This window comes from Pantoea vagans, assembly GCF_001506165.1.
Taxonomy (GTDB): domain Bacteria; phylum Pseudomonadota; class Gammaproteobacteria; order Enterobacterales; family Enterobacteriaceae; genus Pantoea; species Pantoea vagans_C.
In genome coordinates this window covers 54,705-69,620 of record NZ_CP011427.1, presented here as the reverse complement: position 1 = coordinate 69,620, position 14,916 = coordinate 54,705, and the positions used below count along the sequence as shown (strand labels likewise).

The window sequence follows — 14,916 nt, the reverse complement described above, 5'->3', positions numbered from 1 at the left end:
GTTTTTTACTCCTTTTGATCCAACCGCGGACCTCTCTTTTTTATGCTCAGTTATCGCCACAGTTTTCATGCCGGCAACCACGCCGACGTGCTCAAACATACCGTTGAAAGCCTGATCCTCACCGCGTTGATGGAGAAGGAAAAACCGTTCCTGTATCTGGATACGCATGCCGGTGCCGGCCGTTACCAGTTGAGCGGAGAGCACGCCGAGCGTACCGGTGAATATCTGGAAGGCATTGCGCGCATCTGGCAGCAGCCGGACACGCCAGAGCTGTTGAAGCCCTATCTGTCGGCGGTGCGCAACCTCAACCCGCATGGCAACTTGCGTTACTATCCCGGCTCACCGCTGATCGCACGCCATCTGCTGCGTGAAGATGACAAGCTGGAACTGACCGAACTGCACTCCAGCGATTACCCGCTGCTGCGCAACGAATTCAGCAAAGACAGCCGTGCGCGGGTGGCACGTGGTGACGGCTATCAACAGTTGAAGGCCAAACTCCCGCCGCTGAGCCGTCGTGGTTTGATTCTGATTGACCCCCCGTATGAGCTGAAAAGTGATTATCAGGATGTGGTGAAAGGGATTCAGGAAGGCTACAAGCGTTTTGCCACCGGGGTGTATGCGCTGTGGTATCCGGTGGTGCTGCGCCAGCAGATCAAACACATGATCAAAGACCTGGAAGCCAGCAACATCCGCAACATTCTGCAGATTGAACTTGCGGTGCGCCCAGATAGCGATCAGCGCGGCATGACCGCCTCGGGCATGATTGTGATTAACCCGCCATGGAAGCTGAAAGCACAGATGGAAGAGCTGTTGCCTTGGCTGCATCAGAAGCTGGTGCCAGCAGGAACGGGCCATTACAGCGTGACGCAGATCGTACCCGAGTAAACACATCCCTTGCCAACGGGCGCGCCAAGGCTCGCCCCTACAGATGATTTGTAGGGGGCTCCCTTGGGTCGCCCAAGCCGCCTCTCTTTCAAAGGACCCTTGTTATGTGGATCATTCTGGCTGGTGCGCTTACGGTGCTGTCGCCTGCCAAACGTCTCGCCGTGCTGTTGCTGTTGCTGGCGACGTTGATGGGCCTGTTTCAGGATGTGCTCAACTGGCCAGCTATTGCCATATTGGGTGCTATTGCGTTGCTGGCGTGGATTCGGGTAGAGAACCCGACTAACCGCGTGGTGTTGGTCATCTGTGAAGCTTTACTGGTGCTAATCGCCGGCAGCCTGCTCCTGCACCTGCTGCCCGGCTTCAACAACCCGCGCCAGATCGAAGAGCTACAGGTTGGCCCCAACAGCGCGCCGTTCAGCTTCTACTACAACTTCGATAAAGCGCTGATTCCGTTTGTACTGCTGGCGGCGTTGCCGACGCTGTTCCGCACACAAAAGTTCCCCCCAGCGCACAAGATCCTCTGGCTGCTGCTGTTAGCGGCAATCCCGCTACTGCTGTATGTCGCCGTGATGTTGGGTGGACTGGCGATTGAGCCGCACTGGCCTGAATGGCTCGGCAGCTTTATGCTGGCGAACCTGTTTTTTGTCTCGCTGGCGGAGGAAGCCTTCTTCCGTGGCTATCTGCAACAGCGTCTGCGGCAGAAAATCGGTGGCGTGGCAGCACTATTAATCGCCTCACTGCTGTTTGGCCTGGCACACTTCCCCGGCGGCATGTTGCTGGTGATTTTCGCCACGCTGGCTGGCCTGATATATGGCCTGGCGTGGCACTGGAGCGGACGCGTGTGGGTCGCCACCGGCGTGCATTTTCTGCTGAACCTGACGCATCTGCTGTTCTTCACCTACCCCGCGTTACAGCATTAAATCTCGAATACTGCGAAATCACGTGCCAGCTCGGTAGCCATAAACACCGACTGGCACTCCGCCAGCAATCTCTCCCGATCACTCGACACATAGCGCGAACTGAAATGCGTGGCGATCATGCGCTTCACCCCCGCCAGCCTGGCCACTTCGGCCGCCTGGACCGTGGTGGAGTGGCCGCGACCATTGGCTTTCTCGGCCAATGCCGCTTCCAGCGTGGTTTCATGCACCATCACATCCGCGTTGGCGGCCAACTGCAGTGCCACATCGGTAGGGCCGGTATCACCAAAAATCGCCACCACTTTGCCTTTGGTGGCGGGCCCAAGATACGCCGCACCGTCGATTTCACGTCCATCATCCAGTTGAATACGTTTGCCCTGTTTTAAATCCTGATACCACGGCCCACGCGGCACACCCTCGGCTTTTAACCTTGGTGCATCCAGAAAACCCGGCTTGTCATGCTGTTCGATGCGGTAGCCATAACACTCCACCACATGATTCATCGGATAGGCGGTGACGCGGAATTCACCGTCATCCAATACCTCACCGGCTTCGATTTCGATTATCTCCAGCGGAAAGCTGGTGTAAGAGCCGCTCAGGCTGAGCGCCGTCTCGATAAACTGTTTGATACCTTGCGGACCATAAATGGTCATCGGCTCCAGCAATCCCGCCATTGAGCGGCTGGTGAGCAAACCCGGCAGACCGAAAATGTGGTCACCGTGCAGGTGGGTAATGAAGATTTTTGCCAGCTTGCTGGGCTTAAGCGCGGAGCGCATAAACTGATGCTGTGTCGCCTCACCGCAGTCGAACAGCCAGGTGTCACCGCGTTTCGACAGCGTCAGCGCAATGGCGGTGACGTTGCGTTGCAGGCTCGGCGCACCCGCGCCGGTGCCAAGAAAAGTGAGATGCATAGTTTTCTTCCCTGTGAGCGAAACCTGAATAACACCCTATCATAATCATAGGCTGAACCTTTGCGCCGCTTGCGCAAGCAGCGTTACACTCTATGCCAATTTTCTTCCAACAGATGGACATTCCGGATGACCCGACATTTTGATTACCTCGCGATTGGCGGCGGCAGCGGCGGTATCGCCTCCATTAACCGTGCGGCGATGCATGGCCAGAAGTGCGCCTTGATCGAAGCGAAAGAATTGGGCGGTACCTGTGTCAACGTGGGCTGCGTCCCGAAAAAGGTGATGTGGCATGCGGCACAGATTGCTGAAGCCATCCACTTGTATGGCCCGGATTACGGTTTCGACACCACCGTAAACCGTTTTGACTGGTCTACGCTGGTGAAGAACCGCAGCGCCTATATCGATCGTATTCACACCTCATACGATAACGTGCTGGGTAAAAATAACGTTGAAGTGATCAAAGGCTTCGCGCGCTTTGTTGATGCCAACACCGTGGAAGTGAACGGTGAAACCCTCACCGCCGACCATATCCTGATTGCCACGGGCGGCCGTCCGAGCCACCCGCAAGTACCTGGCGCAGAATACGGTATCGATTCCGACGGCTTCTTTGAGCTGGATGCGCTGCCAAAACGCGTTGCAGTGGTCGGTGCTGGCTATATCGCGGTGGAACTGGCGGGCGTGGTCAACGCACTGGGGGCTGAAACCCACCTGTTTGTGCGCAAGCATGCGCCGCTGCGCAGCTTCGATCCGCTGATCGTCGATACGCTGGTGGAAGTGATGCAAGCCGAAGGCCCGACGCTGCACACCGAATCGATTCCAAAAGCGGTGATCAAAAATGCTGACGGCAGCCTGACGCTGCAACTGGAAAACGGCCATGAGCAAACCGTTGATTGCCTGGTGTGGGCGATTGGTCGCGAACCGGCCACCGATAACCTTAACCTCTCCGTGACCGGCGTTGCGCTGAACGAGAAAGGCTATATCAACGTGGATAAGTTCCAGAATACCAACGTGAAAGGCATCTATGCAGTGGGCGACAACACCGGTGCCGTCGAGCTGACACCGGTGGCGGTGGCTGCTGGCCGTCGTCTCTCTGAACGTCTGTTCAACAATAAGCCGGACGAGCATCTGGACTACAGCAACGTGCCGACCGTGGTGTTTACTCATCCGCCGATTGGTACTGTTGGCCTGACCGAGCCTCAGGCGCGCGAGCAGTATGGCGACGATGAGGTAAAAGTGTATAAATCCTCCTTCACCGCCATGTACACCGCCGTCACGCAGCATCGCCAGCCATGTCGTATGAAGCTGGTGTGCGTTGGACCGGAAGAGAAGATTGTCGGTATCCACGGTATCGGCAACGGTATGGATGAGATGCTGCAAGGCTTCGCCGTGGCGCTGAAAATGGGTGCCACCAAGAAGGACTTCGACAACACCGTGGCGATTCACCCGACGGCGGCGGAAGAGTTCGTTACCATGCGATAATCCGGGTGCGCATCAAGTTGCACCCTACAAAAACCTCGCACGATAGCCCTAGGGTTGCCACTTATGGCAACCGAAAGCGCTAAACTGACGAGCAGTGCGCCATTTATGGCGACCAGAGATAAGGCGGAATGAAATCCGCCTTTTTTATATCTGCAGCACCGGCACTTCCACCACCTGAATCGCTTGCTCACCGCTCTCAATCAGACTAAACACCCTGTCCATCATGCTTGCCACATCCTGTTTCACCATGGTGATGTCTTTGCACAGCAGCGCTACAAACGGGTCCCAATCGAAGCAGCCGATGACGGGATGCTTATCATCCGTTAACAGATTCTCCGCGCGCAGAAACTGCACCACCCCTTCCAGCGAAATCGTGGAGTTTACAAACAGACCGAACTGCCGGACAGGATGCTGCTGAAAGTAACTTTTCAACGCGGTTTGCGCTTTTTCTGGCTCATAACCGCACAGCAGCACATTCTCTTCCGGCACCGCAATTTGGCGTTCCTGATGCGCCGCCAAAAAGCCGCGCAGACGCTCTTTACTGTTGTGGTCACTGGCGCGTCCGCCGATAAAAATCAGCGCCTGCGGGCATTTCTCCAGCAAAGTGCGCGTCAGACTCAGTGCGCCATTGAAGTTATCTGAAATAATGGAAGGAGCCAGCGAACCGGGTAGGTCCAGATTGAGCGAAGGCACGGAAGCGTTCTGACACAGTACAGTGATGCGATCCGGGTCAGTTGCGCCAGTTACCACCATATAATCCACTTGCCAGGACAGCATGGTTTGCACGGCTTCCAGCTCTAAATCGGGATCGCGCTGCGTACAGGTAATCACCGGGAACAGGCCGCGATCGCGCGCCATCTGCTCAAACTTTTCCACAATCGAGCCAAAATAACGGTTGTCGTATTTCGGCACGATCATACCGATGGTTTTCGAGCGCGTCGTGCGCAGCATGCTGGCCTGCCGATTCAGCGCATAGCCCTGCTCTTGCGCAATCCGGCTCACTTTCTCGGCAGTACTGGCACTGATGCGCCGCTTCTTCCAGTTACCACTCAAAATCGCGCTTACCGCGCTTGCCGAAACCCCTGTGAGTTCCGCCAGGTCATAAATGGTGGTTTTCTTGTTTTTGCCGATCCCCGTCACAGAACCCATCCCTTTATTGCGCATTTTGTTGCTGGTTAGAAGTGGGGGTGATAGTTGTGCTTCATCGATTGAGCACCACCTAAAACGCCATTGATAAAGGATTATAAGATGAACTCGAACCTCTTCTCCATGCATAACCCTCTCAACGGAAAAGTCGCCGCCATTACTGGCGCTGCCTCCGGAATCGGCCTTGAATGCAGTAAGGTATTGCTACAGGCCGGTGCGAAAGTCGTTCTCATCGATCGCGACGGCGACAAGTTGCAGCAGCTGGTGGCGGAGCTGGGCCCTCAGGCACTCGCGCTGCAGATTGACCTGATGGACGGCAAACAGGTTGACGGCATTCTCAATGACATTCTCAAGCTGGCGGGTCGTCTGGATATTTTCCACGCCAACGCAGGGGCCTATATCGGCGGGCCGGTGGCGGAAGGCGATCCCGATATCTGGGATCGTGTACTGAAACTCAACACCAGCGCCGCCTTCCGTTGTGTGCGTTCGGTGCTGCCGCATCTTATCGCCCAGAAATCGGGTGACATCATTTTCACCAGTTCCATTGCGGGCGTGGTGCCGGTGGTCTGGGAACCCATCTATACCGCATCGAAGTTCGCGGTGCAGGCCTTTGTGCATTCCACGCGTCGTCAGGTAGCGCAGTATGGCGTGCGAGTCGGCGCGGTGTTGCCCGGCCCGGTGGTCACTGCCCTGCTCGATGACTGGCCGCAAGAGAAGCTGGATGACGCACTAGCCAATGGCAGCCTGATGCAGCCCATTGAAGTCGCGGAATCGGTGCTGTTTATGGTGACGCGATCGCCTGGCGTGACCGTGCGCGATATCGTTATTCTCCCTAACAGTGTTGACCTGTAACCGTTCGAGGTGAAGCAGCATGAGCAACGAAAAATATCTGATTGGTGTGGATGTCGGTTCTGCCAGTGCCCGTGCCGGGGTGTTTGATCGGGCGGGCAATCTGTTGGGACATGCAAAACAGCGCATCACCACCTTCCGGGCGCACGGTAATGTGGTGGAGCAATCCGCCAATGAGATTTGGCAGGCGGTGAGCCACTGCATCCGTGAGGCCATCGCAACAGCCGCCATTGATCCCGCAACTGTAGCCGGTATCGGTTTTGACGCCACCTGTTCGCTGGTGGCGATCGATGACAATGGCCATCCGCTGCCCGTCAGCCCGCAGGGCGATGCCGAACGCAATATCATCGTGTGGATGGACCATCGCGCTACACAGCAGGCCGACGCCATCAATGCCACTGCACACCCGGTACTCGACTACGTTGGTGGCCGCATCTCGCCGGAAATGGAGATGCCAAAACTGCTGTGGCTGAAGACCCACAATCCGCAGACATTCCAGCAGGCGGCCCACTTCTTTGACCTCACCGACTACCTCAGTTGGCGCGCCACCGGCGATACGGCGCGCTCCTCCTGCACGGTGACCTGTAAATGGAACTATCTGGCGCATGAGCAGCGTTGGGATGCGGACTACTTCAATGTCATCGGGCTGCCGGAATTCGCGCAGGAAAACTTTGCCCGTATTGGGCAGCGCATCGTTGAACCGGGTACGCCTTGCGGTAATGGCTTGACCACGCAAGCCGCCGCCGATTTTGGTTTACCCGTGGGTACACCGATTGCCGCAGGCTTAATTGATGCCCATGCAGGCGGCGTGGGAACGCTGGGCGCGGATGGCCGACCGGAAGAGAAACTCGCTTACGTGTTTGGCACCTCATCCTGCACCATGACGCCGACCCACGAAGCAGCTTTTGTGCCCGGCGTGTGGGGGCCTTACTACTCAGCGATGGTGCCCGGCTTGTGGTTAAGCGAAGGAGGACAAAGCGCGGCGGGCGCGGCCATCGATCGCCTGCTGGAAATGCATCCTGCTGCGGTCATCGCGCAGCAGGCCGCTGATGCAGCGGGCCTCTCACTGCCGGTGTATCTCGCGGAGCAGGCCCGGCAAAACGCCCCCAGCGACTCAGAAACCGTGCGGCTGGTGGAAGGCCTGCATATCGTGCCGGAGTTCGCCGGCAATCGTGCCCCCTTTGGCGATCCTTATGCCCGCGCGGTGATTTGCGGTTTAGGCATGGATAATGATGTCGCGAGTCTCATCTCGCTGTATATCGCAGGCTTGTGCAGCCTTGGCTATGGCCTGCGGCAGATCATTGAAGCCCAAACCAGCAAAGGCATTGTCACCCGCTCAATCGTGATCAGCGGCGGTGCCGGGCAGCATCCGCTGGTGCGCCAACTGTTAGCCGACAGCTGCCAACTTCCGGTGCAATCGACCCTGTGCCCGGAACCGGTATTACTGGGCTCAGCGATTCTGGCCGCCACCGCCAGCGGACTGTATAGCGACGTTACCTCAGCGATGCAAAGCATGACCACCCAGGAAAATAGCTGGCATCCCGAACCATTAGTTTCGGCACTGCATCATCACCGATATGACGCATTTAAATTACTGCAAAGCACGGCGCGTAATATTCGCCAGCAGGAAGACTAATATTGCGCGCCGGAAATTGTCCGGCGCTCAATGACCTATTCCTCCCATTTCCCGCAAGATAAAATCCATTTTCTTCACTACTCAAGCGTAGTCTGCCGGGCTAATATTTCAGCCTTTGCTGGCGCCCTTCGCGCTGGCGTTTTTTGATGGCAGAAAGGGGAGCGTGAGCACAATGTTGACGCAGGGTGAGCAGTGGATTTGGCGTCGGGAACCGGCATGAATATCATCACTATTATTATGTCCGCGGGCAAAGCTTCCGTGGATGTTGCACTGTATACGCTTATTCCGATCATGGTGGTGATGTTATTCATCATGAAATATCTGGAAGTGAAAGGCGTACTGGATTTTGTCGTACGTCATTCCACGCCGTTATTAAAACCGTTAGGTATTACCGGGCTGGCATTATTTGCCTTAATTCAGCTTAATTTCGTCAGCTTCGCGGCACCGCTGGCGGCATTAGCGATTATGGAAAAACGCGGCACCTCGGATCGTCATATGGCGGCGACGCTAGCCATGCTGTTCGCCATGGGTCAGGCCAACGCCTTTTATCCGTTGATACCCGCAGGACTGAACTGGAGCGCGGCACTGCTGATCTCCATCTGTGGCGGTGTGCTGGCAGCAGCGGCGACCTATCACTGCTTTGGTCGCAAGCTCTCCGATGCCGCACTGTTGAATGAAGACGAAGCGGTCGCCAACAACGAAAGCAAAATGGGGCTGATTGCGATTATCAACAGCTCAGGCGCCGATGCCATCCGTCTGGCGCTGGGCTCGCTGCCGATGTTGATTCTCTCGCTGTCCGTGGTGGGCATTTTGAAAGAATCCGGCGGCATTGAAATGCTCACGCGTCTGGTCTCACCGCTGCTGGATAAACTCAACATCTCCGAAGTCTACATATTGCCCGCGCTGACCAAATGTCTGGCAGGGGGTACCGCCTACTACGGCGTGGTAGCGGGATTGGTGGAGAAAGGTCTGTACAGCGCCCACAACATCAATGCGTCGGCCGGTTTGCTGATTCAGACTTTTGACCTGCCCGGCATTGGCATCTTCCTTGGGCTATCGAGCCGTTTCCCTCGCCTGTTCCGCTTCGCGGTGCCGGGTATCATCCTCGGTATCGCACTGCGCGGTGTGGCGCACGCCATGCTGTTTTAATTATCCCTGGCGCTGAAAAGGCTTTTCAGCGCCAAATTTTAAATAACACTACAGTTTTCAGGCGTTATTTAAAATTAACCCTATACATTCCATCGTTATTTTCATCAGTTGCAAAACTTTTAATTATCGTACTATTATCCCCAGCATGGCTTTCCAAAAATAATTAATCCAGATCCATTAAAGGGTTAATTAATACCTTAATTTCATTGCAGGTAATCGTCCTGCATATTCACTATTGATACGCAGATAGGGTAGATCCATGAGCGGTAAACAAATAACCTGGAATGGCGGGTTACAGCCTGAAGCCATCGAGATTTTGTCACAGGACGGTGGCATGATTGTGAGCCCAACCAAGGTGGGTTACATCATTATGACCTCCGATAAAGCCGGGCTGGAGCGCAAGTTTGAAGCCAAGCAGCGCAAGCGCAACAAGCCTGGCGTGGTGCTGTGCGGCTCACTGGAACAACTGCGTTCACTGGCGCAATTAACGCCAGAAATTGATCAGCTTTATCAGCAACATTGGGATCAAGATATTTTACTGGGCTGTATTTTACCGTGGCGCGAAGATGCGCTTTCGCGTATTCCGGATGATGGCTCAAAAGAGCTGATGATGGACGGACGCCAGACCAGCTGCTTCGTGATTAAATTTGGTCGTCCCGGTGAAAATATTGCGAAAGCGCTGTGGGAAGATCACGGGAAATTCTCTTTCGCCAGTTCAGCCAATCCATCGGGTCAGGGTAACCGTGGTTTAGTTGAGGGGATTGGTGAGCGTATTGCATCGCGTGCTGATTTAATTATCGAAGCCAATGATTACGTGAAATCGATTCAGCCTAACGACGCCAATAAAGTGCGCTACGAACAAGGCGTGATGGTGTCGATGGTGGATAGCGAAGGCCGCCTGATCCCGCAACAAAACGGTGAACGCAAAATCACGCCGTGCCCGGTTCTGATCCGCAAAGGTCTGGATGTCGATAAAATCATGGCGCTGCTGTCAGATATCTTCCCATCATGGGATTACCGCCACGGTGATTACTACTGATGTGTTGAAGCCTGTTTCCTCCAAGAGGAAACAGGCGACACGGGTTACCACTCGACGGTAATTTTGCCGAAGTGACCCGCAGCTTGCTGATGCTGGAAGGCCGCAGGCAATTCACCCAACGCACCGTAGCTGTCGCTGATCACCGGGCGAATACCGGTTTGTTCCAGAGCCCGCACAAAGTCCTGCTGCTGGCGGCGATGTCCGACAATCAACCCCTGGATACGCGCCTGTTTCGCCATCAGTTGTGCGGTCGGCACGGAACCTTCGAATCCGGTTAACACCCCAATCAAAGCAATATGGCCACCCACGCGCACTGCCTCAATCGACTGCGCCATGGTGCCCGGTCCGCCGAGCTCAATCACCGCATCCGCCCCTCTGCCGTCAGTGAGTTGTTGCACGGCTTTGCCCCACTCCGGTGTGCTGCGATAGTTGATACCTGCATCAGCACCCAACTCTTGCGCCCTCGCCAGCTTCTCATCTGAAGAGGAGGTGACGATTACGCGTGCGCCCATCGCCTTCGCGATTTGCAGTGCGGTAATCGACACACCGCCAGTGCCCAGCGTCACGATGGTGTCCCCTGCTTTGATCTGTGCATCACCCACCAGCGCGCGCCATGCCGTCAGGCCGGAGGTGGTGATGGTTGCCGCTTCCGCATGCCGCCAGCCACGGGGTGCCAGGGTGAAGTGCTGAGCCGAACGCACCACCACTTCCGCCGCAAAGCCCTCAGCGCCATCGCCCGGCGTCTGGGCAAAATTGCCAACCTGTGCGAAAGGCAAACCGTCTTGCCACTGCGGAAAGAAGCAGGAAACCACGTGGTCGCCAGGCTTAAATTCGGTGACGCCTGCGCCGACTTCTTCCACCACGCCCGCACCGTCCGCCATCATGATGCGATCTTGCGCAGTAGGGATCGATCCGTTAGCCACCAGCAGATCGTGGAAATTGAGTGAGGTCGCGTGGATCGCTACACGGATCTCGCCAGCACCCGGTCTGCCGGGATCGGGCAGATCGGTGAGTTTCAGCTGATCTAAGCCGCCAGGTTGTTTGAGGATCATCGCTTGCATGGTTGCTGTTCTCCTTATTGAAGCACGCATAACTGACTTCGCACCGTTGTTGTAGCGGCGCGATTTATCGCGCTGGGTTTAAAAAAACGCGCAATAAATTGCGCCGCTACTTTTCGTGCAGGCCTTTAAACTGTGTGCTTAGTGTGGCAGTGATGCCCGCTCCTTGCCTGCTACAATGTGCGGTTTGCGCCTCGGCGTGTTAACTCGAAACATCCGCGCCATAGGCGATCGCTTTTTGCGCGCGCAGCTCCGCCAACCGACGCTCCAGCGCCGCTTCGATGTTGTCGTAAGCCGTGCTGCCAAGGGCTAAACGCAGTGGCATGTCTGCTTGATCCAGCGTGGCGATCATCGCGGTCACCGATTTTGCAGCATCCCCTTTGATAGCGAAATCGCCCGACAAGATCGCACGGCGCAACTGACCAGACGCCGAGTCGTGATAAGCCTCCAGCGCATCCGCAATATCCAGCCCTGCGCCAAAGTTAGTCGCCGTTGGACCCGGCTCAACCAGCAGGAAATCGATGCCAAAACTGGCCACCTCCTGACGCACCGCCTCAACAAAGCCTTCGATGCCCCATTTGCTGGCGTGATACAAACTGAAGTTAGGATAAGCCACCTGCCCACCTTCAGAAGAAACCTGCGCGATGCGTCCTCCGCCCTGCTGGCGCAGCAGCGGAATTACCGCGCGAATCAACTGAATGGAGCCGGTGAGATTGGTGGCGATCTGGCGATCAATCTGCGCATCACTCAGCTCTTCCGCCGCGCCAAACAAACCGTAGGCGGCATTACTCACCACCACGTCAACGCGCTCCACTTGTGCAAAGGCTTGAGCAACCGCCGGCGCGATGCTGGCGGTGTTAGCCAGGTCCAGCGAGATGACCTGTAACTGCTCGCCATATCGCGCCTGCAGATCCGCCATTGCAGCGGTGCGGCGCACGCAGGCCAGCACGCGATCGCCGCGCGCCAACAGATCTTCACTCATTAAACGGCCCAGCCCGCTGCTGGCACCAGTGATTAACCAGGTTTTCATTTTGACCTCCTCTTATTGAAAACCTGATAGTAGATCGCTTTACTGGTGGTCATAATCTCCCCAATCGCGCATGACCTGGTGAGGAAAAACCACCAATGAGAAGACCCTCCTGGCATGAACTGCAGGCCATTAAAACGCTGGGTGAACAGCGCAGCTTTCGCCGTGCCGCTGAGATGCTTGGCCTGAAACGCTCTTCACTTAGCCATCTGGTGAAAACGCTGGAACACAACCTTGGGGTGCAGCTGTTTCAACGCACCACGCGTAGCGTGTCGCTCACCGATGCCGGGCAACAGTTACTCGATCGGCTCGCCCCACTGCTGAATGAGATGGATGAGGTACTGCATGATGTCAGCGCGCGCCGCCAGCAGCATGCGGGCATATTGCGCATCAGCGCCAGCGATGCGGCAATCAGTATCCTGCTGGAAAAAGTGGTGCCCAATTTCAGCCGTGACTATCCCAACATCCAGCTCGACTTCGCCGCCCAAGGTGCACTGGTGGATATCACCGCAGCCGGATTCGATGCCGGCATTCGCTTAGTGGAAGATGTGCCGCAGGATATGGTGGCGATTCATTTAGGCGGCCCGCTGAGCTTTATGACGGTCGCTTCACCAGCCTATCTGGCTGCGCATCCGTTGGTGCAGCAACCGCAGGATTTATTGCAACAGCAGTGTATTCGGCATCGTTTGCCCAGTGGAAAACGCTATCGCTGGGAGTATGAGAAAGCAGGAGAAAGATGTGAGATCGAGGTGCCAGGCATTATCACCCTGGACAACAACGCGCTGATGACCAGTGCGGCCATCAGCGGATTGGGCATTGCTTATGTGCCGTCGCTTTACGCCGAAACAGCGCTGCAATCCGGTCAGTTAGTCGAGCTACTGGCCGACTGGCGGGTGCAGTCGGCAGGTATGGCATTGTGGTTCCCGCCCAACCAGCATCAGTCGATGGCGCTGCGGCTGTTTATCGATGCGCTGAAAATCAGCCTGCCGCGCCGGTCGTGACTCAAGCCTGACGCTGTGGCGCTTTGTGCACCATGGTGTAAGCGTAATCCACGCCCATGCCGTAAGCACCGCTGTGTTCGCGCACCAGATCCATCACTGCGTCGTAGGTCTCTTTACGTGACCAGTCGCGCTGGTACTCCAGCAGCACTTGCTGCCAGGTCACTGGCACTGCACCCGCCTGCACCATACGCTGCACAGAACGTTCGTGGGCATCGACGCTGGTGCCGCCAGAAGTATCGGTCACTACGTAAACTTCGTAGCCCTCTTTCAGCGCCATCAGGGCCGGGAAGGTCAGGCACACTTCGGTCCAGAGCGCGGAGATAATCAGCTTCTTGCGACCGGTTTTCTTCACCGCCTCAACGAATTTGGCATCTTCCCATGAGTTCATAGAAGTACGCTCAATCGGTTTCGATTCCGGGTGCACCGCCAGCAGTTCTGGCCAGATGTAGCCGCTGAAGCTTTCGGTTTCTACGGAGGTATAAATCACCGGCACGTCGAAAATCTTGCCCGCTTTGGCCAGGGCAACGGTGTTATTTTTGAGCTGCTGGCGATCAATGTTAGCGACACCAAAAGACATCTGCGGTTGATGGTCGATGAAGATCAGAGTTGAGTTCTGTGGGTCGAGCAGGTCGAGTTTAGACATGATTTATTCCTCAAAGGTATCGTTAAATTTGTGTGTTGTGCTGCTGGAATAAACTTTAGAGAAAGGGTCGAGGAAGAGATAACGCAAAGAATTTTACAACTTGTTCAAACTGTTTTTAGAAGGTTGATTTACAAGAATAAATACACCATAAACACGCCATTTTTAGCGTAAAAATACCCGATATGCACATTGCCTCGACGGCAAAAACGGGCGTAACCTGTGCAGACAAAATCATAAAAAACACCATCGCAAAAATGATCGTACGTCCTCATCAACACTGGTTCCTCCGGCTGTTTGACTGGCACGGCTCGGTGCTGAGTAGCATTGTCTTTCGCCTGTCGCTCAACTTACTGATGTCGGTGGCCGCCATCATCGGCTATCCGTGGTACTCCACCTTCGGCATTCACCTCACTACCGCCCCCTTTAGCCTGATTGGGGTATCGATCGCCATCTTCCTCGGCTTTCGCAACAACGCCAGCTATGCACGCTTTATCGAGGCCCGTACGCTGTGGGGCAATATGCATATCACCCAGCGTTCATTGCTGCGCCAGATAAAATGCCTGCGCGGCATCAGTGAAGCGCAGGTGCAGGAATTTATCGGGCTGCAACTGGCCTTTAGTTGGGCGCTGAAACATCGCTTACGTGAAACTGATGCAAAGGCTGACTTAGCGCGTTTGCTGCCAGAAAAATGGCACAACGCGGTGCTGGGCCATCCAATGCCCACCTCTCAAACGTTGTTGTGCATGGGTGAATGGCTGGCGCAGCGGCGTGATGAAGGTCTGGTGTCGGATATTGTCTGGCAGAGTATTGATGAGAATCTCAGTCATCTGTCGGCTTATCTGGGAGGCTGCGATCGTCTGGCGGGTACACCGATTCCTTTCGCCTACAGCTTGATTCTGCATCGCACGGTTTATCTGTTCTGTACCTTATTGCCGTTCGCGCTGGTGGCGGATTTGCATCTGATGACGCCATTGGTATCGGTGTTTATTTCTTACACCTTCCTGTCACTGGAGTCGCTGGCAGAGGAGTTAGAAGATCCGTTCGGCACCGCGCCAAATCATCTGCCGCTGGATGCGCTGTGCGTGAATATCGAACGTAATTTGAAGGCGATGAATAATGATTTTCCGTTGCCGGAACCGCACCAGCCGGATAAGCATTTTAATTTGACGTAACGAG

The 14,916-nt window shown here is 55.6% G+C and carries 14 protein-coding genes; 9 read left to right on the top strand and 5 right to left on the bottom strand.

The genetic code is table 11. The annotated features are described in order from the left end of the window. Positions 1-42: 42 nt before the first annotated feature. Positions 43-885 carry a 23S rRNA (adenine(2030)-N(6))-methyltransferase RlmJ gene (locus LK04_RS00315; RefSeq protein WP_039328383.1) on the top strand — a complete coding sequence of 281 codons (843 nt, stop codon included), beginning with the start codon at positions 43-45 and terminating at the stop codon, positions 883-885. Positions 886-989: 104 nt separating this feature from the next. Next, a complete protein-coding gene (locus tag LK04_RS00310; protein ID WP_039328382.1) occupies positions 990-1,805 on the top strand; it encodes a CPBP family intramembrane glutamic endopeptidase in 816 nt (271 codons plus the stop codon). Here the strand turns inward: LK04_RS00310 and rnz are convergent. Further along, positions 1,802-2,713, bottom strand: coding sequence for a ribonuclease Z (gene rnz, locus LK04_RS00305; RefSeq protein ID WP_039328381.1), 912 nt, complete (start codon positions 2,711-2,713; stop codon positions 1,802-1,804). The two genes, LK04_RS00310 and rnz, sit on opposite strands and share 4 nt — an antisense overlap. A gap of 126 nt (positions 2,714-2,839) precedes the next feature. On the opposite strand from rnz, the gene gorA reads away from it, so the two are divergent. After that, entirely contained in the window at positions 2,840-4,192 is a 1,353-nt protein-coding gene (gene gorA / locus LK04_RS00300) for a glutathione-disulfide reductase (protein WP_039328380.1), read from the top strand. A gap of 144 nt (positions 4,193-4,336) precedes the next feature. On the opposite strand, the gene LK04_RS00295 is transcribed toward gorA, so the two are convergent. Next, positions 4,337-5,332: a substrate-binding domain-containing protein gene (locus LK04_RS00295; RefSeq protein ID WP_039328441.1), complete on the bottom strand. Its 996-nt coding sequence runs from the start codon at positions 5,330-5,332 to the stop codon at positions 4,337-4,339. A 108-nt stretch (positions 5,333-5,440) separates the two neighbouring features. On the opposite strand from LK04_RS00295, the gene LK04_RS00290 reads away from it, so the two are divergent. The 4 genes from LK04_RS00290 to LK04_RS00275 all read left to right on the top strand — a co-directional run bounded on the left by LK04_RS00290 (position 5,441) and on the right by LK04_RS00275 (position 10,011). Further along, complete coding sequence (locus LK04_RS00290) at positions 5,441-6,190, top strand: SDR family oxidoreductase (protein WP_039328379.1); 750 nt, start codon at positions 5,441-5,443, stop codon at positions 6,188-6,190. Between the two features lie 19 nt (positions 6,191-6,209). Continuing rightward, positions 6,210-7,823 (top strand): FGGY-family carbohydrate kinase, encoded by a 1,614-nt coding sequence (locus LK04_RS00285; protein WP_039328378.1) that lies wholly within the window; start codon positions 6,210-6,212, stop codon positions 7,821-7,823. Between the two features lie 216 nt (positions 7,824-8,039). Next, entirely contained in the window at positions 8,040-8,972 is a 933-nt protein-coding gene (locus tag LK04_RS00280) for a nucleoside recognition family protein (RefSeq protein ID WP_039328377.1), read from the top strand. A 259-nt stretch (positions 8,973-9,231) separates the two neighbouring features. Then, on the top strand, positions 9,232-10,011 hold the full coding sequence (locus LK04_RS00275; RefSeq protein WP_039328376.1) for an L-threonylcarbamoyladenylate synthase: 780 nt from the start codon (positions 9,232-9,234) through the stop codon (positions 10,009-10,011). A 44-nt stretch (positions 10,012-10,055) separates the two neighbouring features. On the opposite strand, the gene LK04_RS00270 is transcribed toward LK04_RS00275, so the two are convergent. Next, on the bottom strand, positions 10,056-11,072 hold the full coding sequence (locus LK04_RS00270) for a zinc-dependent alcohol dehydrogenase family protein (RefSeq protein ID WP_039328375.1): 1,017 nt from the start codon (positions 11,070-11,072) through the stop codon (positions 10,056-10,058). A 199-nt stretch (positions 11,073-11,271) separates the two neighbouring features. Continuing rightward, positions 11,272-12,099 (bottom strand): SDR family oxidoreductase, encoded by an 828-nt coding sequence (locus LK04_RS00265; RefSeq protein ID WP_039328372.1) that lies wholly within the window; start codon positions 12,097-12,099, stop codon positions 11,272-11,274. A gap of 95 nt (positions 12,100-12,194) precedes the next feature. On the opposite strand from LK04_RS00265, the gene LK04_RS00260 reads away from it, so the two are divergent. Continuing rightward, positions 12,195-13,097, top strand: a complete 903-nt coding sequence (locus tag LK04_RS00260; RefSeq protein ID WP_039328371.1) for a LysR family transcriptional regulator — start codon at positions 12,195-12,197, stop codon at positions 13,095-13,097. A gap of 1 nt (position 13,098) precedes the next feature. On the opposite strand, the gene LK04_RS00255 is transcribed toward LK04_RS00260, so the two are convergent. Then, positions 13,099-13,740, bottom strand: a complete 642-nt coding sequence (locus LK04_RS00255) for a hydrolase (RefSeq protein WP_039328370.1) — start codon at positions 13,738-13,740, stop codon at positions 13,099-13,101. A gap of 254 nt (positions 13,741-13,994) precedes the next feature. Between LK04_RS00255 and LK04_RS00250 the strand changes: the two genes are divergently transcribed. Then, entirely contained in the window at positions 13,995-14,912 is a 918-nt protein-coding gene (locus tag LK04_RS00250; protein ID WP_039328440.1) for a bestrophin family protein, read from the top strand. Positions 14,913-14,916: the final 4 nt, after the last annotated feature.

Coding starts and splice junctions, on each gene's coding strand:
- LK04_RS00285 (WP_039328378.1), top strand. CDS start 6,210: ATGAGCAACGAAAAATATCTGATTGGTGTGGATGTCGGTTCTGCCAGT.
- rnz (WP_039328381.1), bottom strand. CDS start 2,713: ATGCATCTCACTTTTCTTGGCACCGGCGCGGGTGCGCCGAGCCTGCAA.
- LK04_RS00250 (WP_039328440.1), top strand. CDS start 13,995: ATGATCGTACGTCCTCATCAACACTGGTTCCTCCGGCTGTTTGACTGG.
- LK04_RS00275 (WP_039328376.1), top strand. CDS start 9,232: ATGAGCGGTAAACAAATAACCTGGAATGGCGGGTTACAGCCTGAAGCC.
- LK04_RS00315 (WP_039328383.1), top strand. CDS start 43: ATGCTCAGTTATCGCCACAGTTTTCATGCCGGCAACCACGCCGACGTG.
- gorA (WP_039328380.1), top strand. CDS start 2,840: ATGACCCGACATTTTGATTACCTCGCGATTGGCGGCGGCAGCGGCGGT.
- LK04_RS00255 (WP_039328370.1), bottom strand. CDS start 13,740: ATGTCTAAACTCGACCTGCTCGACCCACAGAACTCAACTCTGATCTTC.
- LK04_RS00270 (WP_039328375.1), bottom strand. CDS start 11,072: ATGCAAGCGATGATCCTCAAACAACCTGGCGGCTTAGATCAGCTGAAA.
- LK04_RS00260 (WP_039328371.1), top strand. CDS start 12,195: ATGAGAAGACCCTCCTGGCATGAACTGCAGGCCATTAAAACGCTGGGT.
- LK04_RS00280 (WP_039328377.1), top strand. CDS start 8,040: ATGAATATCATCACTATTATTATGTCCGCGGGCAAAGCTTCCGTGGAT.
- LK04_RS00290 (WP_039328379.1), top strand. CDS start 5,441: ATGAACTCGAACCTCTTCTCCATGCATAACCCTCTCAACGGAAAAGTC.
- LK04_RS00265 (WP_039328372.1), bottom strand. CDS start 12,099: ATGAAAACCTGGTTAATCACTGGTGCCAGCAGCGGGCTGGGCCGTTTA.
- LK04_RS00310 (WP_039328382.1), top strand. CDS start 990: ATGTGGATCATTCTGGCTGGTGCGCTTACGGTGCTGTCGCCTGCCAAA.